The organism is Pseudomonas sp. PDM09, from assembly GCF_014852305.1.
Taxonomy (GTDB): Bacteria; Pseudomonadota; Gammaproteobacteria; order Pseudomonadales; family Pseudomonadaceae; genus Aquipseudomonas.
Window position 1 is genome coordinate 227,497 of the sequence record NZ_JACVBI010000007.1, and the last position, 19,563, is coordinate 247,059.

Below are 19,563 nucleotides of genomic sequence, written 5' to 3' on the forward strand. Positions count from 1 at the left end.
ACCCGATGCGCGCTTTACTCGTGCTGTTCAGTCTGGTGCTGTCGATGTCGCTGTCTGCCGCGGAAAAACTCCAGGTAGTCACCAGCTTCAGCATCCTCGCCGACATGACCCATCAGGTCGGCGGCGACCATATACAGATCACCAACATGGTCGGGCCGGACGCCGATGCCCACACCTATGAGCCGACCCCGGACGATGCCAAGGCATTGCTCAAAGCCAAATTGATCATCAAGAACGGGCTAGGTTTCGAGCCATGGCTGGACCGTCTGGTGACCAGCACCGAGACCAAAGCTGCGGTCATCAGTGCCAGCCACGGTGTCATTCCACGCTCGCTGAATGACGATGGCGAAACCATTCCCGACCCGCACGCCTGGCACAACCTGGCAAACAGCGAGCTGTACATCAGCAACATCACCAAAGCGCTGATCGCCGCCGACCCTGCCAACAGAACCGACTACGAACACAACAGCCAGGCCTACCTGAAAAAGATCTACGCCTTGCTCGCCGAGGCCAAAGCCAAGCTCGGTTCGCTGCCGCCGGGTAATCGCAAAATCGTGACCTCCCATGACGCCTTCGGCTATCTCGGTCAGGCTTACGGCATCGACTTCATGGCGCCACAAGGTCTGTCCACCGAACGTGAACCGTCGGCGTCCGAAGTCGCTGCGCTGATCACCCAGATCCGTCAGGCCAAGGTCAAAGCGGTGTTCATGGAAAACATCAAGGACGCACGCCTGCTCAAGCAAATCGCCGATGAAAGCGGCGCGCATATCGGCGGCACGCTGTACTCCGATGCCCTCGCGACGACAGGCCCGGCGAGCACGTTCGCCGGATTGTTCGAATACAACCTCAACACCTTGTATGAGGCGTTGAACAAGCCATGATCCGCAAAAATCCTTCCGGCGATCTGCCGCTGATTGCGGAGTCTGCGTACGTGGATAAAACCGCCATCATCTGCGGCAAAGTGGTGATCGGCGAGAACGTGTTCGTCGGTCCCTACGCGGTGATTCGCGCCGATGAAGTGGATGAGTCGGGCGAGATGGAGCCAATCACCATCGGCGCCAATTCGAACATCCAGGACGGCGTGGTGATTCACTCCAAGTCGGGGGCGCCGGTGACCATCGGCGAGTTCAGCTCTATCGCCCACCGCTCCATCGTGCATGGCCCCTGCACCGTTGGTAATCGCGTATTCATCGGGTTCAACAGCGTGCTGTTCAACTGCGCGGTGGGCGACGGTTGCGTGGTGCGGCACAACTCGGTGGTCGATGGTCGTGACTTGCCTGAAGACTTCTACGTGCCCTCCACCACGCGCATCGGCCCCAACACTGACCTGTCGCAGTTCCCACCGGTGAGCATCAGTGCCTCGGAGTTTTCCGAGGATGTGGCGCGCACCAACGTTGATTTGGTGCGGGGCTACAAAGCCCTGCAGAACGAGTTCTGACCATGAGCAGTGTGCTGATTCGCAACGCCCGGCTGGTCAATGAAGGTCGTGAATTCGACGGTGATTTGCTGGTAAGCCACGGCCGCATCGTCAAGATCGCCAGCAGTATCGAAGGTGAAACGGCCGCCGTGGAAATCGACGCCGACGGCCAATGGCTACTGCCGGGCATGATCGATGACCAAGTACATTTCCGCGACCCCGGAGCGCCGGACAAGGGCAGCTTCCATACCGAATCCAGGGCGGCAGTTGCCGGCGGCATTACCAGCTTCATGGACATGCCCAACACCTCCCCGGCCACCCTGACCCTCGCCGCGCTGGCCGACAAGAAGCGTCGAGCGGCGACCAGCTCAGTGGCCAATTACGGTTTTCATTTCGGCGTGAGCAACGACAATCTCGATACCGTCGCCGCGCTCAATCCTTGTGAGGTGGCCGGAGTCAAAGTGTTCATGGGCGCCTCCACCGGCAACATGCTGGTGGACGATCCACGGATTCTCGAGCGGCTCTTCGCCGAGGTGCCGACCATTTTGTTGGCTCACTGCGAACACACACCCAGCATCGAAACCAATGCCGCGAACCTGCGAGAGCTGTTCGGCGAGCACCTTCCGCCCGCCGCTCACCCGCTGATCCGCAACGCCGAAGCGTGCTTTCGCTCCTCCTCAATGGCCGTTGATCTGGCCAGGCAACACGGCACCCGACTGCACGTTTTACACTTGAGCACGGCCCGCGAACTGGCGCTGTTCGAAGACCAGCCGCTGGCACAGAAACGCATCACCGCCGAAGTCTGTCTGCATCACTTGCTGTTCGATGATCGCGACTACCCGAGCCTTGGCAACTTGATCAAGTGCAACCCGGCGATCAAGACTCAGGCCGACCGCGATGCTTTGCGCAAAGCATTGTTGAGCAATCGACTGGATGTGATCGGCAGTGATCACGCCCCTCATACCTGGGCCGAAAAGCAGCAGCCCTACTGTCAGGCGCCGTCCGGTTTGCCGTTGGTGCAACACGCCCTGCCCGCGTTGCTGGAGCTGGTGTCCGATGAGATATTGCCGATCACCACCCTCGTGGCCAAGACCAGTCATCGGGTCGCCGATTTGTTTGCCATCCCCGACCGCGGCTACCTGCGCGAAGGCTACTGGGCCGACCTGGTATTGATCAAACCCGAGCCCGATGGCCTTGCCGTTTCTCGGCAACCGATCCTCTCTCAATGCGGCTGGACGCCCTTCACCCACCACTGTTTTCGCCACAGCGTCACCACTACGGTCGTGTCGGGGCAAATTGCCTGGCACGACCAACGTCTTAATGACAGCTGCCAGGGTTTAGCCCTACGGTTTATGCGCTAGCGCGCGTTATCGAAAACATTCGAGAACACGATCATGATCCACATCACCCTGCCCGATGGTTCATTGCGTGAGTACGATCAGCCACTGACTGTGTATGAAGTCGCTGCGAGTATCAGTCTCGGGTTGGCCAACGCGGCGGTGGCCGGTCGGGTCGACGGCGTGTTGGTGGATTGTGGATTCCTGATCAAGGGCGATGCCCGGGTGAGTATCGTCACACCTCAGGAGCCCGATGGCCTGGAGATCCTTCGCCGTTCCTGCGCACTGATGCTGGCCATGGCCGTCAAACAGCTCCATCCGAATGTGCAGTTGCGAGCCGGAACGTCGCTGGGTGACGGTTTCTTTTATGAGTTTGCTTTCCGGCGCTCTTTAACGTTGACCGAATTGCCCCTGATTGAAGCGCGCATGCGTGCATTGGCGGCAACGAACCATTCGATCCGCCGGGAAACAGCTTCCCGGGCGACGCCAACCGAACGGTTATCGCTGTATCGCTTGGGAGATTTTGAAAGCTTTGCTGCAGGTCCGCATGTTCCCACCACCAAAGTGTTGCAGGCCTTTGCGCTGGATCATATTGGCGGCACCTCTGAGCAACGGATCTACGGTACATGCTGGTCCAGCCAACAGGAACTGGACACCTGGCGAGCCCCGTCGCAGGTGATGGTCGTGAACATCGATGAACGTCAGAGCGCTTATGCACACTCGGTGACCGAGACACTGCGCCGTCGCGGATTGCGCGCCAACTCGGACCTGCGTAACGAGAAAATCAGCCACAAGATTCGCCAGCACAGCCAGAAAGTGCCGTATCTGCTGGTAGTGGGAGAGAAGGAAAAGGAAGGCGGGTTTGTCAGCATGCGCAGCGGCAGTGGAGAGGATTTCGGGGAGAAAGGGATTGAGGCGGTGTGTGAATTGTTGAATCCGCTCAGGACGGGAGGTGCCTGAGCGGACGCCTTCGCGGGCAAGCCTCGCTCCTACAGCATCTGTATCGTTCGCACGATCGACATTGATACCCCGTAGGAGCGAGGCTTGCCCGCGAAGCTTTTAGGCCCGCGGTTTAACGGTCCCGCAATCCTGGCCCAACCACACAGCGCGAGTATCGAGGCTACCCTTCTGCTGAATGCCGGTGGCGTTGAAGGTGCCGTTGACCTTGGTGGTGAACTCACGATCGCTGAGGAATGTGGCGACACCCGCACCTTGCGCTTTCGGGCAGCTGAAGCGGAATTTCCACTGGTTGCCGGTACGTTCGGTGATTTGCTGCTTGCAGCCCGATTGTGGGTCCGTCAGCGGAATGTTGTCGGTCTTCACCTGCTCGGGCGTCAGGCACGCCCGAATCCCTTTACCGCCCATGGTGATGCCCTGCTTCTCCAGCTGCGCACGCTGTTCAGGAGTCATCTGACTCTGTATCTGGCCGAGGATCAGTTGCAGATCGGGCAGGTTCTGGTCATCGACCTTCATGTTGCTTGAAGTCATTTCCCACAAGCCCGGCTGCAACATCTGCGCCTGAGCAGCCACAGGAAGTGTCAAACCAAACGCAATGGCCAAACCCAGCAGACGAACGTTCATCGAGTAACTCCTGATCATTAGTGGCCGTTAGACGTCAGCCACGGGCTTCGGTTCATGGGCCAATTAAATAGCGACATTCTGCCCGGAACATGGTCTGTTAAGCATTGAATCTTCAGGAGCAAGGCTGCCCCATGGATTACTTTGGACCGCATGTTTTCGGTTATCTGATCGCTCTGCTGCACGCGCTGGGCTCGATTGCCGCCATCCATGCCGTATTGACCGTTCGGACCGCTCAGGGCTCGATCGCCTGGGCTCTGTCACTGCTGTTCATTCCCTACCTCACGCTTATCCCTTATCTGGTCTTCGGCCGCAGCACCTTCGATGGCTATATCAAGGCCCGGCGGCAAGCCAACGAGCAAATGCGCAAGGCAATCTCCGAGCTGAACTGGCGCCCCTGGGTAGAAGAGGCACTGGCTGCTCGTGCCTCCAGCGCCTACGCGTCGTTGAGGGCCATGCCGAAACTGGGGCGCATGCCGTGCCTGGCGAACAACGAAGTACACCTATTGATCGATGGCCAAGCCACCTTCGATGCGATTTTCGACGCCATCAGTAACGCCCGGCAAGCGGTGTTGATCCAGTTCTTCATCATCCACGACGATCGCCTCGGCCAACGCCTGCACACCTTGCTGACCAGGAAAGCTGCCGAAGGCGTGGCAATTTACTTGCTCTACGACCGCATCGGCAGCCACTCCCTGCCCCATGGTTATGTACAACCATTGCGCGATGCCGGTATCGAGGTCAAAGCCTTCGCCACCCGCAGCGGCTGGCTCAACCGCTTTCAGGTCAATTTCCGCAACCACCGCAAGATCGTCGTGGTCGACGGAATTGTCGGTTTTGTCGGTGGGCTCAACGTCGGCGACGAATACATGGGCGAGAACCCCCCCCTGGCGCCATGGCGCGACACCCACGTGCAAGTGCGGGGGCCGGTGGTGGCCTGCATGCAGGAGTCCTTTGCCGAAGACTGGTTCTGGGCGGCCCGTTCGCTGCCGCCGTTGATCCTGCCGGAGGTTTATCCGGATGACGGCGTGCTCTGCCAATTGCTGGCCACCGGCCCGGCGGATTCCTACGAAACCTGTTCGCTATTCTTCGTCGAAGCCATCCATGCGGCGATGGAACGGGTGTGGATCACCACCCCTTACTTCATCCCCGACGAAGCGGTGTTCGCCGCGTTACGACTGGCAGTATTGCGTGGTGTGGATGTACGGATTTTGTTGCCGTCGCGGGCGGATCACCGGATCGTCTACGCCGCGTCCAGCCTTTACGCCTTCGAAGCCGTACGTGCTGGCGTACGCCTGTTCCGTTACCAGCCGGGGTTCATGCATCAGAAAGTGGTGCTGATCGACAGCGAAATCAGCGCCATTGGCAGCGCCAACATGGACAACCGTTCGTTCCGGCTGAATTTCGAAGTGATGTTGCTGACGGTCGACAGTGCGTTTGCTGCCGAAGTGGAACAGATGCTCAACGATGACTTCGCTCAGGCTCACGAAATCGCCAAAGAAGAAAGCCGGGAGACCCACCGTCTGCAACAGATCGGCATGCGGATCGCCCGGCTTATTTCACCGATTCTTTAAGGGTTGTAAATGTCGTCGCGGGTCCAGGGCAGTTCATGACTGCCATCGGGATGGGTTTTCACCGCGAGGATTTGATGCAGGTTGATCCAGCCTCTGGCAAAGGCATAGGCGCATCCCGCCAGGTACAACCGCCAGATCCGTAAAGCCTGTTCTGGCACCAGTTTGCCGGCGGCTTCCAGATTATCTTCCAGGCGTTCGCTCCAGTGGTCCAGGGTTCGCGCGTAATGCAGGCGTAGGCTCTCGACATCGACAATCTCCAGCCCCGCTTCGCTGATCTCGGCCGAGATCATCGCCAAGTGCGGCAGCTCGCCGTTGGGGAACACGTACTTCTCAATGAATTCACCAGCGCCGCGCCCAACCGGACGACCATCGGTGTGCTTGGCGGTGATCCCGTGGTTCATCACCAGACCACCCTCTTTCACCGCGCCGAACAAGGTTTTGCAGTACTCGGCAAGATTCGCATGGCCAACGTGTTCGAACATGCCGACGCTGACCACCTTGTCGAAGCGACCGTCCTGAGGCAAATCGCGGTAGTCGAGCAGTTGCAATTCGATCTGATCCTCCAGGCCTTCGGCTTTCACCCGTTCACGGGCCAGCTCCAATTGCTCCTTACTCAGTGTAATCCCGAACACCTTCGCGCCGAACTCACGAGCCGCATACCGCGCCAACCCGCCCCAGCCGCAACCGACATCCAGCAGATATTCGCCTGGTTGCAACCGCAGCTTGCGGCACAGGTGGCGAAATTTGGCCTGTTGAGCTTGCTCCAGAGTTTCACTGCCGGTCTCGAAATAGGCGCAGGAATACGCCATGTCGCTGTCGAGCCACAGTTGGTAAAACGCGTTGGAGAGGTCGTAGTGGTAGGAGATGGCTTTGGCATCGGTCTCTTTGTCATGAACCGTGCGCACCGGTTGTGCATCTTCGTCTTCGTTGATCAGCGCCTGACTCCACTCATCGCAGACACGAATCACATCGCTGATAGAGCCTTCCAGCTCCAGCTTGCCCTCGACGAACGCCGCCCCCAACGCGTCGAGGCTGGGATGGGTGAACTGGGTAACCATGTGGGGGTCCTTGACCACAATGGTGACACTGGGCGTCGGCCCCAGATTGAACTCATGGCCGTCCCAGAGTCGCAAGCGAAGCGGTAATTGCAGATTCTGTAAGGCCGGTGGAAGTTGCGCGAGCATGAAAAGTCCCCCTTGTTTCAGACGTCAAATCTGAGGGTAGACCATCCTTGAAAAATAGCAGGCTATCGAATTAATAGCCTTTTTCTATTCCCGGTGTTGCCTGCAACCCTGAAACCATCCAACGGGCGATCGTTGAAAATGACCGCCTTACCCTAGATGACTACAAATCCGGTACACAGTTCTGAAAAGTTGTAGACGCTCACACCTCATCCTTAAGCTTGAGTAGGGGTTCCTGAAAGCGTAGCAAACGCCCGGCATTCCCGAGCACTAATAACGTGCTCAAGTTGTGTAACAGCGCGGCAATCATCGCCCCTGCCGCCCCAAGCCAGCCGAATGCGGCGAATGCGACGATGGCGAGGGTCCAGCCCAACCCGATAATCACATTGACCTGCAAGGTCTGGCGGCATTGGCGACTCAAGCGTACACAGGTCCCGAGCCGGCGCAGGTCGCTGCCGATCAGTACGATATCGGCCGAAGCCAGCGCGATGTCCGCACCGCCTGCGCCCATCGCCACGCCGACCACACCAGCCTTGAGCGCCAGGGAATCGTTGATGCCGTCTCCCACCACCATCGGCCGGAATCCGCTGCCGATTTCTTTCAGCACACGATTGAGTTTGTCCTCGGGCAAGGCCTGGGCTTCGACATCGCTGATGCCCACATCCCGGGCCAGCGTGTGCGCAACGCTTTGCCGATCCCCGGTGAGCAATAACTGACGACCCAGACCCAATTCACGCAACTCACTCAGGGCAAACCGTGCCTCGGGTTTGATACTGTCAGCGAGCAACAGCCAGGCTAGAAATTCACCGTTGAGTGCCAGCCCGGCAATCGGGCCGTCGTGTTCGGGCACAGCTGATGTGGCGATGCCCAATTGTGCGAACAGCTCCGGACGACCGAGGGCCGCTTCCCCCTGTTCGGTCATCGCCACGACACCCAACCCCTGACGCTCATGAATGTCAGAGAGCAGCAGAAAGTGTTCCTGAGTGACCAACCCGGCCAAGGCGCGGCTGACCGGGTGACTGCTGGCAGAACCGAGGCTAGCGGCGAGCTTCAGTACGTGACTGCGATCTTCCAACGGACTGTCGATGGATTGCAGGCGCAAGGTGCCGAATGTCAGGGTTCCGGTCTTGTCGACCACCAAGGACGTCAGGTCAGCCAACTCTTCGAGGAACGCCGAGCTGCGAATCAGAATCCCGTGCCGAGCCGCCACCGCCACCCCGGCAATGGCCGTGGCCGGTGCCGACAACACCAGCGCGCAAGGGCAAGCCGCGACCAACACTGCGAGCATCGCTTGGGCATCGTTGGTGACGAACCAGGTCACGGCGGCCAGCAGCAACACCAGCACCATATAGCTTCCGGCGTAGCGTTCGAGCAAACGGGTGATCGGCGGCTTGGAACGCTCCGCGCTTTGCATCAGCGCGATGACTTTACCCAGCGTCGACTCGTGACCGGTGCGGGTCACTTCAATGCGCAGCAGGCCATCTAGATTGATCGCCCCGCCGAATACCGACATGCCCACATCCGCCTCCATTGGCACCGACTCACCGGTGATCGACGCGGTGTCGAGGCTTGCCTGACCGGACAACACCCGGCCATCCGCTGGCACGCGATCACCGGCACGCACCTCCACGAGGTCACCGGCCTTGAGGGTGCCGTTGTCGACTTCAACGACGCAACCGTCAGCCTGAATCTTGCGCGCATGGCTGCGAGTCAGTTTGCCGAGGGCATGAATCGCTTCCTGGGAACCGATCACACTGCGCTCTTCCAGCACGTGGCCGAAGATCATGATGATCGGCAGCAACGCCGCGGTGAGCAGATCGCCTGTGGCCCAGGCACCGAGCATGGCCAGGGCGATCAGTTGATCGGTGATCCCATGCAGGCTCGGATAACGCAGGCTGTACCACGCCGAGCGCATGACCGGCACGGCTACCAGCAAGGAAGCAAAACCCAACAACAATTGACTGACACCGGTCTGCTCCGGCGACAACCAGCGCCAGATCAGGCCTAGCGCAAGCAAGCCCAGAGCAAGCATGGCCAAGGTCAACTGGCGCGCGGCGCTACGTTGTTCAGCCGAGGACAACATGCTCGGCGCGGCGGCGGTTTGGGCGGTCATTGCGCTGCTCCCTGAATAATCAGGCGGGAATCGTCTTTCGGATCAACCGTAGTCACCGAGCCGGCCTGCCCGAGAATCTTCGGCATCCGCTCACGGTAAATACGCAGCAGCATTTGCGGGTCGGTACCCTGCTGTTGCGCCTTGGCCAAACTCAGCACTGTGGCGGTGTCGGCAGAGGCTTTGGCCAGGCGTTCGCTGGCTTGGGCGTGAGCCACTTGCAGCGTGCGGTCGGCTTGTTCGTTGGCGCTCTGAGTCAGCTTCTCGGCTTCAGTGCGCGCGTTGGCCACGGCTTTGTCGGCCTGCTGGCTGGCGGTTAACACCGCGTTGAACGCGTTCACCGCCGGGCCGGGCAGACTCGATTGCACATCGACCCGCGCCACTTCAATGCCCAACCCCTGCCCGGTCGCCGTCAGTTCGGCCAAGCGTTGATTGATGCTCCGCACCAGATCGCCACGTAGACGTTCGCGGCGCTCGGCGGCCTGATTGTCTGCGCCGATCAGTTCCGGTCGAGCCACCAGAATGGTGTCCAGGTCTCGTGCGGCGGTGAGTGCCACGGCACTGCGGGTCACCAGCCGATCCAGCGCTGGCAGCACATGTTCACCCTGAAGGACGAAGGCATAGGGCTCGATGACTTTGTAGAACACCCGCACATCCAGTTGCACGACGCCCGCATCACCGGTCAGCAGATAACCGGAGCCGGCAAGCGCATCGCTGATGGGCGTGGCGAAACTCGCCACTCGATCCGCCTGCAATGCAGCATCCGAGCGCAGCAGACTTTCCACCCGACGTTCGATCACCCGATCCGCTGCCGGCAACAAGATTACCTGCTCGAACGGGCGCGGCCATGCCAACAGCAAACCGGCATTTTGAATCCGATCCAGTGCGCCGAAGTGCAGCACCACGGCACGATTTTGCGGGTCGATTTGCCGCACATTGGAAAATGCCCACGCCAACGCAGCCAGCACGGTCACGGCGTACAGCGCCAAAAAAGCCAAGTGCCCGGCCTGAATCCAGGGGCTGCTCAACTCATTTGTTCCACGTGGAACTAAACTCATGGCTGCGACCCGGACTTGTTATCGAGCGTCGGCGGACCGTCAACCAACACCCGAAATGGCGCCGCATCGGTACGCAAAATCAGTTTGGTGCCTGGCGCGACGATAGTGCCCAAGGTATCGAGAGAGCGCAGCAAGTTGTAGAGCTGCGGCGAACCGGCGTAGGCACGGCCGTAAATCTGCGCGGCTTCGACGCGGGATTGGGCTTCGATGTCCGCAGCTTTCACCGTCGCATCGGCTTGCACAATTCGCGCATCACGTTCGGCCGCGGAGCGAATTTGCGCTGCTTCACGCTTGCCAATGGCCGTGCGTTCAGTGGCGATGGTTTCACGCTCGGCGCGCATGCGATCGACCGTCGCGGTGAGCGTCACCGACGGCAGGGTCAAACGCTCGATGCCGACTTGCAGCACTCGCACGCCATAGGTGGTGAGCAACTGTTGATCGATCTGCTGACGCAGCTGCGCTTCAAAATCGGCGATGCGCACTTGGTTGGCATCGGTGTTCACCAAATTGGCCAGATCGAAACTGCTGGCGGTGGTTTCCAGCGCCGAGCCGACAAAGGTGCGGATCTGCCGCGCGGCTTCGTCCGGCTGGTTCTGTACGGCGCGCATAAAGCGTTGCACGTTGTCCGGATCACCTTGCACCTGCCAGGCCACGTAAGCTTGCACGATGATGCGCAGGCCATCGCGCGTGCCCACATCCTGCAAACCGCTGGAGGTGGTGCGCAGCCGCAGATCCACCGGGATCGCCGCCTCGAACGGCGCCGGCCAGCGCCAGCCAAGGCCCGGTTCCAGCAATACTCGCGATGGATTGCCGAAGCGAGTGATGACCGTGGCCTCCCCCGAACGCACTTGCACCAGGCTCGCCGCCGCAATGGCAAACACCACCAGCAACGCCGCCCATCCCATTCGCCGCCACGGGAAAGGGCCTGCTTCGTGTGGATCACCGTGGTGATGATGGTGATGGCCGTGGTGATGTCCGCCATGGCCGTGATCGTGGCCAGCGTGGTCATCGTGATCGCGATTGTGTGTAGGCGTCGGCTGGCTCAATGGACGGCTCCTGGCTGAACGGTATTACGCGGCGGCGCAGGATCAGCCGGCAGCGTGAAGGTACGTAGGTCGATGGTCGGCGCATTGCTGCTGCCGCCCAAACGATGATCGAGAACCAGCAGCTTGGCGTTGGCCAAACCTTGGGTCAGTTGACTGAGGTATTGCTCCAGCACGAAGGCCTGGCCGGCGCTGGAATAAGCCTTTCGCTCGGCGGCAAATTTCAGGTCGGCGGCCTGAGCGGTCGAGTTGATTTCATGAGCACTGGCCGTAGCTTGATCGTGAGCGATGCTGGCTTGCAATTGCGCCTGGTTGGTCGCCTCCGCCGCGGCACCGCGCTCGCGGGAGATCAACGCCTGAGCAGCAATCTGCGCCGCTTGCACGCCATGATAAGCGTTGGCTGCCCCCGCTGGCGGGTGGATGGCCTCGACCACCGTGGCGAGAATTTCCACACCGCTGTCGAGTTTTTGCAGGTCAGCCTGCACGGCGCGACCGATCTCTTCGGCCAGCCCTACCCTGTCCTCGCCGAGCAAACCATCGAGGGTTCGTGAGGCAAAATCGTGAACCAGGATCCGGCTGGCGGTGCTGCGGATTAGCGTTGGCACATCGGCGCTGTTGTACGTTGCTGCCAGCGCCGCCTGATCGCTCAGGCCGATGCGATAGACGAAGCGCACATCCATATTGACGATCTGGAAGCTCTGCTTGTCGGCGCGGCTGCTGGCGATGACCTGGGATTTATCGTTCACATGGCTGGCGTCCCACAATCGATTGGCAATCGCCGGTGCCGGGCCTTCGGCTGGTTCGGCCTCGACCGGTGCCGACGTTTCGCCGACGCTGGTGGCCAACTCGTGGACCACACCGTTCTCGACGCTCAGCACACGACCCAGCGGCCATGGCAAACCGGCGTGCAAACCAGGGCCGAACACCTCCACCGGTTTGCCGAAACGCTCGTAGATACCGCGCCCTTGCAGGGGAATTTCGTGAATGCCGGTGAGCGACCAACCGACGATAGCCACCACTGCCAGCACCGGCAAAAACGCCCGACGCATGTAGGTAAAGGCCCATATTTGCCGCAGGTCGATACCGAAGCGGTTGTGCAATTCGTGCTGCAACGCAAGCAAAGGTTGCGGTGGCCAGCGCAGCATATCGGCGACGAAGCTTCGCGCCAGCAAGGTTGGTTCCAGCTGTTCACGACGGGGACTGAACAACGACAACACGGCCCGCAGCAGCAACTCGACGGCGACCAGCCCCGGCAGCAAGCCGATCAGCACCGCCAGACGCACCGGCCAGACCGACGTTTCATTGCCGAAAAACAAACACAGGGCGCTGAGCACCAGGCAAATAATCGCGACCCGTGTCAGCTGCGCCAACGGCCCTGCTTCGGGCCACTGGGCGACGTTTTCCTGTGCCAGTTGCCGCTCCAGCACCAGCAAACCGAAAGCCAGCAGCAACGATAGCGTGGCACCGACACTGGCCGACAATCCCAGCGCGGCGGGCGGCAAGGTCAGATTCCAGACTTGCTCGATGCTGTACAACGTCAATAACGCCCAGCCAGCCAACCATAGCGTCGGCGCACCGATCTGCCCCAGCAAGCGCAACCAACGTTGGCTGATCCGGTCCAGCAACCGCTCGTACCAGCCTTCAGCGGCAACGACTTCCTCAGCGACAACCACCGGCACCGACAATGCCGGACTCATCGCCCGTGCGCGCCACTGCGTTACCCACCAGGCCGATTGCAGGCCAGCGACCAGCACCAGCAAACCGGCGCTCTGATTGACCAATAACGCCGGCCAGAGCGACTGCGGTGCAAATAGCCCGACAAAAAACGCCAGCACCAGCCCGATCGCCGCCAATGCCCCCAAACCCATTGCGAATTGCCACAATCGACGCCCTTGAATGACCGCCTGCTGAAAGCGCGGCAGCGCTGCTATTTGTGCCCCATCGCCATCGAGATCGACTTGCATACCACCCCAGCCATCGCTCACATCACAATTCGTTACGATATAACGAAAATGGTGAAATATTCGTCGTAAATCGCTCTATCTAAAAGCGCCGGACCTGTCGCCAAGCTGAAGCCTTGACCGAAATGGCTCGAAACGCACATATTACGTTCGTAATTTTTATCAAAGACTACTTTTATCGATCCTGCCCCTTTCACCAGGAGTACCATCATGAGCACCTATGACATCGTGATTCTGGGCGCAGGCCCCGGCGGTTATAACGCAGCGATCCGCGCCGGCCAGCTGGGTCTGAAAGCAGCCTGCGTGGAAGGCCGCGCCACCCTGGGCGGGACCTGCCTGAATGTCGGTTGCATGCCCTCCAAGGCGCTGCTGCATGCCTCCGAACTCTACGACGCGGCCATGGGGGCGGAATTCGCCAACCTGGGGATTGAGGTCAAACCTGTCCTCAACCTTGCTCAAATGATGAAACAGAAAGATGAAAGCGTTACCGGGCTGACCAAGGGCATCGAGTTTCTGTTTCGCAAAAACAAAGTCGACTGGATCAAGGGCTGGGGCCACATCGACGGGCCGGGCAAAGTCACGGTGACCGACAGCCAGGGCACCAAGACCGAGCTGAACGCCAAGGACATCATTATCGCCACCGGTTCCGAACCCACTCCCCTGCCCGGCGTGGACATCGACAACAAACGCATCCTCGACTCCACAGGCGCGCTGTCACTGGGCGAAGTGCCGAAGCACTTGGTGGTGATTGGTGCCGGGGTGATCGGCCTGGAGCTGGGCTCGGTATGGCGGCGCCTGGGTGCTCAGGTGACGGTGGTCGAATTTCTCGATCGGATCTGCCCCGGTGTGGATGGCGAGGCGGGCAAGACCCTTCAGCGCTCATTGAGCAAGCAAGGCATCAGCTTCAAATTGAGTTCGAAAGTCACCAGCGCCACGACATCGGCGAGCGGTGTTCAGCTCAGCGTCGAACCGGCCGCGGGTGGCACCGCCGAGTTACTTGAAGCCGATTACGTGTTGGTGGCCATTGGTCGACGCCCTTATACCCAAGGCCTGGGGCTGGAAAACGTCGGTCTCGCCACGGACAAACGCGGCATGCTCGCCAATAAGGGCCACCGCACTGAGGCCGCTGGCGTCTGGGTGATCGGTGATGTCACGTCTGGGCCGATGCTCGCCCACAAGGCCGAAGACGAAGCCATGGCCTGCATCGAGCAAATCGTCGGCAAGGCCGGCGAGGTCAATTACGACCTGATCCCCAACGTGATCTACACCAAACCGGAGCTGGCCAGCGTCGGCAAGACCGAAGAACAGCTGAAAGCCGAAGGTCGCGCCTATAAGGTCGGCAAGTTCCCCTTCACCGCCAACAGCCGGGCGAAGATCAACCACGAAACCGAAGGCTTCGCCAAAGTACTGGCCGATGAGCGCACCGACGAAGTCCTCGGCGTGCACCTTGTGGGCCCGAGCGTCAGTGAAATGATTGGCGAATATTGCGTAGCCATGGAGTTCAGCGCCTCGGCCGAAGACATCGCCCTGACTTGTCACCCACACCCGACCCGCTCCGAGGCATTGCGTCAGGCGGCAATGGATGTGGAGGGGATGGCGACGCAGATGTAGGGCCGATGATTTTGCGGTGACTGAACTGGCGCTTTCGCGAGGAAGCCCGCTCCCACACTGGTTCTGTGAACACCACAGATCAAATGTGGGAGCGGGCTTGCTCGCGAATGGGGCGACTCGGTCTAAAGCGGCAAATGCCCCAACGGCAACGCCCCCGGGGTCTTCACCGTGTGAATCGCAAAGTTGCTGCGAATGTCGCTCACACCCGGCAGTTTCAGCAATCGCCCGGTGAGAAAACGGTCATAGGCGCGCAAATCCGGCACCACCACTTGCAGCAGAAAATCCGATTCCCCTGACACCAGAAATGCCGAAATCACCTCAGGTAATGCCGTCACGGCCAGGCGAAACGCTTCGGCCTGTTCATCGTTGTGACGTTCAACTTTGACCCCGACAAACACCGTCAGCCCAAGGCCCACCTCATCTCGATCCAGATTGGCCTGATAGCCGCGAATCACTCCCGCTTCTTCCAGCATCCGTACTCGACGCAAACAGGGCGAGGCGGACAAACCGATTTCGTCAGCCAATTGCACGTTGCTCAGGCGACCGTCCCGTTGCAGCGCGGCGAGAATCTTGCGGTCGTAGGCATCCAGTTTCATGGTTTGGCAGATTCCGATAGTTCGATCATCACAAATGGCAGGTTATGCCAAATATCGAAGCTTTAGAAGCTGACTACGCAACCACCTGCCCTGCTCTTCAGCCATAGACTGACCTCACCAAATCGACAACGAATGGGGTGCAACATGGCAGGACTCTGGCTGTTTTTCATGGCATTGGCGGTGGTGTACTTGTTGCCCGGCCCAGACATGATTCTGCTGTTGCAGACCGGCGCGCGTCAGGGCAAAGGCGCGGCGCTGGCCACGGCGTTGGGGCTCGGTGTGGCACGTGGTTGTCATGTGGCCTTGGCTGCGTTGGGTTTGGCGGCGCTGTTCAAGACGGCACCCTGGACCTTCGACGTGGTGCGCCTGGTCGGGGCCGCGTACCTGCTGTGGATCGGCATTCAGTGCCTGCGCACCACGATGCTGCCGAGCTTGAACAGTGCAGGTTCCACTACTGAAAAATCGCATTGGCGCGAGGCGATCCAGCGCGGTTTGCTGACCAATCTGCTCAACCCCAAGGCGCTGCTGTTCTGTTCGGTGCTGTTGCCGCAGTTCATCGAACCTCACGCCGGGCCAGTGCTCGCGCAATTTGCAACGCTGGGCGTGATGCTGGTCGGTGTCGGGTTGTTGTTCGACAGTGCCTACGCACTGGTCGGCGCCGCACTGGGCCGCTGGCTGCAACGCAGTCCCTCGGCCCAGCGGGTGCAACAGTGGTTGTTTGGTAGCCTGCTGATCGGTTTTGCGGTGCGGCTGACTTTTGTGCAACAAGCGTGATTACTGTCGCGCCTTGCGCTGGCGTCGATTGATCAGCACCAGCGCTACCGCTGTAAACACCACCACACCGCCCGTTTGCAGCCATTTTTTATAAGGTCGCAATGCCGAGCGGACCGGACTCAATGCCTGGCTTACGTAACGTTTGTCCGCATTCTGGAAATCTGGATAAGGACAATGGTGACCGAAGTTCACCGCCCAATCCACGTACGGACCTTCTTTCACATACCGTTGGTAGAAGGCACTTTCTTCTTCAAGGCTGGTGTTCCACCCCGCCGCCGCACACAACACCGCCGCAAAAGCCTGGCTGGTATGAGGCAGATTATCGGCAGCACGACTGGCCAAAGCCGTTGCGACATAACGATAGTGATAGCGCTCATCGGGTTGAGCGGCGCTGGCTTGCTGACGCACGACCTCATCTTCAGCCACTAACGGGCCGACCTTTAGCTCACGGCTCTCAAGGCTGTAATTACCGCCGAACGTGGCGTAATCCGGCGCCATTTCGTAGCCGAGAAGCTCCATGCCCCATTGGCGTGTCGTCCACGCGGCATTGAACAACGCCGCGGCACGTTTGGTCGGCCACCAGGCAGCGTCCGCCTCCTGACGCAATTGCCCATACGCCTTGGCCTTGTTCTGCAGATCGACGTTGTCGAAGTAAGCCGGCGCTTCGTCATAACGCCCTTCACGCAACAGGCGCCGCCCGAGCAAATTGCGCAGGTTCGCGGCTACCGGCAACGGCACATAATTGTCGCGATCCTGTTGGCTGAGCGGTGGCGGTGCGGGCACTTGAGTGTCGACGTACTGCTTGAGTTCATCGAGGGTCAGCACTCGCTCGGCAACGGTGGCCGCGTCGTACCAGTAAATGCTTTGGCTGCGATAGAGCTGGTCAAAGGCTTGCAGATAATCGCCGCGTTGCAGGGCCAGAATTGCGCTTTCGCCGTCGACCCGGCACTTGGGCTGCACCGTTTCGTAATCCCAGTCCGGGGTCCGTCGTTCACCCCAGGACTCGTTCTGCGGGAAGGCCTGGGCGGCCTTGGCGTAGGCCGCAGCGGCAGCGCCTTTGTCGCCATCACGCAACGCCAGTTTCGCCCGCAGCCACCACGCGAGGCCGCCGTCACCGGCCTGTTCGAGGAAGGCTTTGGCACTGGCGTAATCGCCCTGCTGATAGTTCATCGCCGCCAGGCGATCCGCGTTATCCAGGCTGCCGCGGGTGCTGTTTTGCAGCAGCTTGATCAGTTTCTGTTCGCTTGGCGGCTGATCACCGAATGACCAGCCCAGTCGACTGATCAACGACGCCGTCACCAGTTGCTGCACCGCTTTGCCCTTGAGCAACACGGCCAGTTGATCGTCGGGCATTACCATCAGATCGGCCATCAACAACTTCAACGAGCTGTAGCCCACCGCCGAACCATGGAGGTTCTGCGTGGCGTAGAGTTCGATGGCGCTGTCCCAATCGCCAGCGGTGCGGGCCACTCGCGCTTCTTCACCGAGGCTGGCAACACCCAGTTCCAGCGGGTCGCTGAAGCCGTCGATACTCAGCCGACGAGTTTGCTCGAAAGCCTTTCGGGATTGAGCCAACAGGTCGGGACCTGCGCCCGCCTCTGAACTCATGGCAAACAGTGTCCGCCCCAACGAGTAAGCCGCCCAGGTACTGCGCAATGCGCGTTGATCCGCCGGCAGCGCCAGCACTTTCTGAAAATATTCAGCGGCCAAACCATGGTCACCGGCGTTGAACGCCACCGCGCCCGCCAGATAGAACATGTGTTCGGCCGGCAGGCTGGCGCCTTGCTCTTCAACCTGACGGGCATCGGTCAGGCTGCGCAGCTGTTGCACCAGCGCTTGCTGCTCAGGCGTCAGACCGGCCTGTTCGGCGGTATTCCGCTGACCCGCGTAATCCGGCGCATCGCCGTAACCGTCCCCCGGAATGTTGGTGGCTGCAGTGACATTTTTCAGTCCCGCGATGGCATGCCCGAGGCGACTGATCTCAAAATTGAAGTTGCCTTCCGGCAGTTCCGCCAGCGACTGGCCACGGTTGTCCAGCAGGCGCATGGGGAAGTCCGGCCCGCAGGCCAACGCCGAACCCAACGGCAGGCTGAGGCTCAGGCAAAGCAGATGGCGGGGCCAGTTACGGGTGAACATTCGAACCTCCTTGATCAATAGTTGCGCAGCGGGCCCAACCGATGGCGCGCTGCCCGCCGGCGGGGATTCGACCCTCGCGCAGGCGGGTGAAGGTAAGCAGATCCGGGCGCTGTTGCAATGCATAACCGGCCAATGCATCAGCACCATCGCAGCCCTGCACCGCCAGTGTCAGGCGTTCGGGCCAGGCGCTGTCGAGGTTGCCTTGGTTGCTGACGCTGATGTCGTAGAGGCCGTCCTGCGCCGAGAGCTTCAGCCCCACGCGGCTGTCGAGCATATCGCCACGCGCCACGGCGATGAGCGTCGTCAGGCTCCAGGCCCTGCGATCATTGGCCAGCGGCAGACGAAACCAGATCAGTCCGGCCAAATGAGCCGGTGGATCGGCGCGCAACTCGGCGCCGAGTTTGCTCAGTTGCAGCGGATCCGCCAGTAACTCCCGGCGTTTGCCGCCCCGCTCGATGGGCACTTCGCTTTCCACGACCGGCGCACCACCGTCCCCCGGCAACAGCGCCACGCCATAAGCCGGTAGCGCCAGATAAAACGGTTTCGAGGTGATACGGCCCCAGGCTTTGGCCCACTGCCGTGCCTGATCCGGGTCGAACAGCCCACGCCGTGGATCGCTCACCGCGTGCACCTGCAAGACGCTGCTGTCGACGGTCGCCAGCAGCGCCGGCAATTCAGGGCTGTCGAGCCAGGCCGGCAACGCGGTGATGCTCAGTGGCAAGGAAGCGGGCAGAACGGCGCGCAAATGCGTGAGGAATTCGCGGTAGGCCGGTAGTCGAGCGTTGCCCGCATCGTGGTCGATTTCCACGCCGGAGAGGATCACCCCCTGCCCTTGCCAATCGCTGAGCACCTGCTGGATGTGCGCCGTAACCTCGTCCTGATCCAGACCCTTGAGCTGGCCGTCCAGACGAATAACCGCTATCAGCGGTCGACCATCACGCTTGAGCCGCGCCGGATCGATCCGCGCCCGGCTCCAGCCGGCCTGCGCAAACGCCTGCAAGGCCAGTACACGCAAGGTCGAGAAGTCGGCGCGGCTGTCGCGTAGCGCGGCGTCATGGGCCGACGTCCATTGGCGTTGCCAGACGTAGAGTTGCTGATCGAGCGGCGGCGCGTCCTGTTGCTCGCAACCATTGAGCAACACCGCTGCCAGCAAAACGATCAAGCGTGTGAAAAAAGCCATGAAAAAC

16 protein-coding genes are annotated in these 19,563 nt (G+C 60.4%); 7 read left to right on the plus strand and 9 right to left on the minus strand.

Features of this window, described 5'->3' with window-relative positions:
* The first annotated feature begins 5 nt into the window (after positions 1-5).
* The 4 genes from IB250_RS18390 to IB250_RS18405 are packed head-to-tail and all read left to right on the plus strand — an operon-like array spanning position 6 to position 3,714.
* Positions 6-881: a metal ABC transporter substrate-binding protein gene (locus tag IB250_RS18390; protein ID WP_192345152.1), complete on the plus strand. Its 876-nt coding sequence runs from the start codon at positions 6-8 to the stop codon at positions 879-881.
* Positions 878-1,438, plus strand: coding sequence for a DapH/DapD/GlmU-related protein (locus IB250_RS18395; RefSeq protein WP_192345153.1), 561 nt, complete (start codon positions 878-880; stop codon positions 1,436-1,438). The genes IB250_RS18390 and IB250_RS18395 overlap by 4 nt, the downstream gene beginning before the upstream one ends.
* A gap of 2 nt (positions 1,439-1,440) precedes the next feature.
* On the plus strand, positions 1,441-2,778 hold the full coding sequence (locus IB250_RS18400) for a dihydroorotase (RefSeq protein WP_192345154.1): 1,338 nt from the start codon (positions 1,441-1,443) through the stop codon (positions 2,776-2,778).
* Between the two features lie 33 nt (positions 2,779-2,811).
* Positions 2,812-3,714 (plus strand): His/Gly/Thr/Pro-type tRNA ligase C-terminal domain-containing protein, encoded by a 903-nt coding sequence (locus IB250_RS18405; RefSeq protein WP_192345155.1) that lies wholly within the window; start codon positions 2,812-2,814, stop codon positions 3,712-3,714.
* Between the two features lie 99 nt (positions 3,715-3,813).
* On the opposite strand, the gene IB250_RS18410 is transcribed toward IB250_RS18405, so the two are convergent.
* Positions 3,814-4,335, minus strand: coding sequence for a DUF3617 domain-containing protein (locus tag IB250_RS18410; protein WP_008007839.1), 522 nt, complete (start codon positions 4,333-4,335; stop codon positions 3,814-3,816).
* Positions 4,336-4,466: 131 nt separating this feature from the next.
* Between IB250_RS18410 and cls the strand changes: the two genes are divergently transcribed.
* Positions 4,467-5,906: a cardiolipin synthase gene (gene cls / locus IB250_RS18420; protein WP_192345156.1), complete on the plus strand. Its 1,440-nt coding sequence runs from the start codon at positions 4,467-4,469 to the stop codon at positions 5,904-5,906.
* On the opposite strand, the gene cfaB is transcribed toward cls, so the two are convergent.
* The 5 genes from cfaB to hflK (IB250_RS18445) form a co-directional block, all read right to left on the minus strand.
* Positions 5,903-7,090 carry a C17 cyclopropane fatty acid synthase CfaB gene (gene cfaB, locus IB250_RS18425; RefSeq protein ID WP_192345157.1) on the minus strand — a complete coding sequence of 396 codons (1,188 nt, stop codon included), beginning with the start codon at positions 7,088-7,090 and terminating at the stop codon, positions 5,903-5,905. The two genes, cls and cfaB, sit on opposite strands and share 4 nt — an antisense overlap.
* A 199-nt stretch (positions 7,091-7,289) precedes the next feature.
* A complete protein-coding gene (locus IB250_RS18430; protein WP_192345158.1) occupies positions 7,290-9,200 on the minus strand; it encodes a cation-translocating P-type ATPase in 1,911 nt (636 codons plus the stop codon).
* Entirely contained in the window at positions 9,197-10,255 is a 1,059-nt protein-coding gene (hflK, locus tag IB250_RS18435; RefSeq protein ID WP_192345159.1) for a protease modulator HflK, read from the minus strand. Before hflK (IB250_RS18435) ends, IB250_RS18430 begins: the two co-directional genes overlap by 4 nt.
* Positions 10,252-11,301, minus strand: a complete 1,050-nt coding sequence (gene hflC / locus IB250_RS18440) for a protease modulator HflC (protein WP_192345160.1) — start codon at positions 11,299-11,301, stop codon at positions 10,252-10,254. Before hflC ends, hflK (IB250_RS18435) begins: the two co-directional genes overlap by 4 nt.
* Positions 11,298-13,262 (minus strand): protease modulator HflK, encoded by a 1,965-nt coding sequence (hflK, locus tag IB250_RS18445; protein ID WP_192345262.1) that lies wholly within the window; start codon positions 13,260-13,262, stop codon positions 11,298-11,300. Before hflK (IB250_RS18445) ends, hflC begins: the two co-directional genes overlap by 4 nt.
* Positions 13,263-13,469: 207 nt before the next feature.
* On the opposite strand from hflK (IB250_RS18445), the gene lpdA reads away from it, so the two are divergent.
* On the plus strand, positions 13,470-14,870 hold the full coding sequence (lpdA, locus tag IB250_RS18450; protein ID WP_192345161.1) for a dihydrolipoyl dehydrogenase: 1,401 nt from the start codon (positions 13,470-13,472) through the stop codon (positions 14,868-14,870).
* A 122-nt stretch (positions 14,871-14,992) separates the two neighbouring features.
* Here lpdA and IB250_RS18455 read toward each other — a convergent pair whose 3' ends face one another.
* Entirely contained in the window at positions 14,993-15,466 is a 474-nt protein-coding gene (locus IB250_RS18455; RefSeq protein ID WP_007896573.1) for an Lrp/AsnC family transcriptional regulator, read from the minus strand.
* A 144-nt stretch (positions 15,467-15,610) separates the two neighbouring features.
* On the opposite strand from IB250_RS18455, the gene IB250_RS18460 reads away from it, so the two are divergent.
* Entirely contained in the window at positions 15,611-16,240 is a 630-nt protein-coding gene (locus IB250_RS18460) for a LysE family translocator (RefSeq protein ID WP_192345162.1), read from the plus strand.
* Here IB250_RS18460 and IB250_RS18465 read toward each other — a convergent pair whose 3' ends face one another.
* Together IB250_RS18465 and IB250_RS18470 are read right to left on the minus strand one after the other, a co-directional pair.
* A complete protein-coding gene (locus tag IB250_RS18465) occupies positions 16,241-18,376 on the minus strand; it encodes a hypothetical protein (RefSeq protein WP_192345163.1) in 2,136 nt (711 codons plus the stop codon).
* Positions 18,363-19,556 carry a DUF3142 domain-containing protein gene (locus IB250_RS18470; protein WP_192345164.1) on the minus strand — a complete coding sequence of 398 codons (1,194 nt, stop codon included), beginning with the start codon at positions 19,554-19,556 and terminating at the stop codon, positions 18,363-18,365. Before IB250_RS18470 ends, IB250_RS18465 begins: the two co-directional genes overlap by 14 nt.
* Positions 19,557-19,563: the final 7 nt, after the last annotated feature.

Excerpts from the sequence above, each read along its gene's own strand:
- IB250_RS18390 (WP_192345152.1), top strand. The coding sequence starts at position 6 with ATGCGCGCTTTACTCGTGCTGTTCAGTCTGGTGCTGTCGATGTCGCTG.
- IB250_RS18395 (WP_192345153.1), top strand. The coding sequence starts at position 878 with ATGATCCGCAAAAATCCTTCCGGCGATCTGCCGCTGATTGCGGAGTCT.
- IB250_RS18400 (WP_192345154.1), top strand. The coding sequence starts at position 1,441 with ATGAGCAGTGTGCTGATTCGCAACGCCCGGCTGGTCAATGAAGGTCGT.
- IB250_RS18405 (WP_192345155.1), top strand. The coding sequence starts at position 2,812 with ATGATCCACATCACCCTGCCCGATGGTTCATTGCGTGAGTACGATCAG.
- IB250_RS18410 (WP_008007839.1), bottom strand. The coding sequence starts at position 4,335 with ATGAACGTTCGTCTGCTGGGTTTGGCCATTGCGTTTGGTTTGACACTT.
- cls (WP_192345156.1), top strand. The coding sequence starts at position 4,467 with ATGGATTACTTTGGACCGCATGTTTTCGGTTATCTGATCGCTCTGCTG.
- cfaB (WP_192345157.1), bottom strand. The coding sequence starts at position 7,090 with ATGCTCGCGCAACTTCCACCGGCCTTACAGAATCTGCAATTACCGCTT.
- IB250_RS18430 (WP_192345158.1), bottom strand. The coding sequence starts at position 9,200 with ATGACCGCCCAAACCGCCGCCGCGCCGAGCATGTTGTCCTCGGCTGAA.
- hflK (WP_192345159.1), bottom strand. The coding sequence starts at position 10,255 with ATGAGTTTAGTTCCACGTGGAACAAATGAGTTGAGCAGCCCCTGGATT.
- hflK (WP_192345262.1), bottom strand. The coding sequence starts at position 13,262 with ATGCAAGTCGATCTCGATGGCGATGGGGCACAAATAGCAGCGCTGCCG.
- lpdA (WP_192345161.1), top strand. The coding sequence starts at position 13,470 with ATGAGCACCTATGACATCGTGATTCTGGGCGCAGGCCCCGGCGGTTAT.
- IB250_RS18455 (WP_007896573.1), bottom strand. The coding sequence starts at position 15,466 with ATGAAACTGGATGCCTACGACCGCAAGATTCTCGCCGCGCTGCAACGG.
- IB250_RS18460 (WP_192345162.1), top strand. The coding sequence starts at position 15,611 with ATGGCAGGACTCTGGCTGTTTTTCATGGCATTGGCGGTGGTGTACTTG.
- IB250_RS18465 (WP_192345163.1), bottom strand. The coding sequence starts at position 18,376 with ATGTTCACCCGTAACTGGCCCCGCCATCTGCTTTGCCTGAGCCTCAGC.
- IB250_RS18470 (WP_192345164.1), bottom strand. The coding sequence starts at position 19,556 with ATGGCTTTTTTCACACGCTTGATCGTTTTGCTGGCAGCGGTGTTGCTC.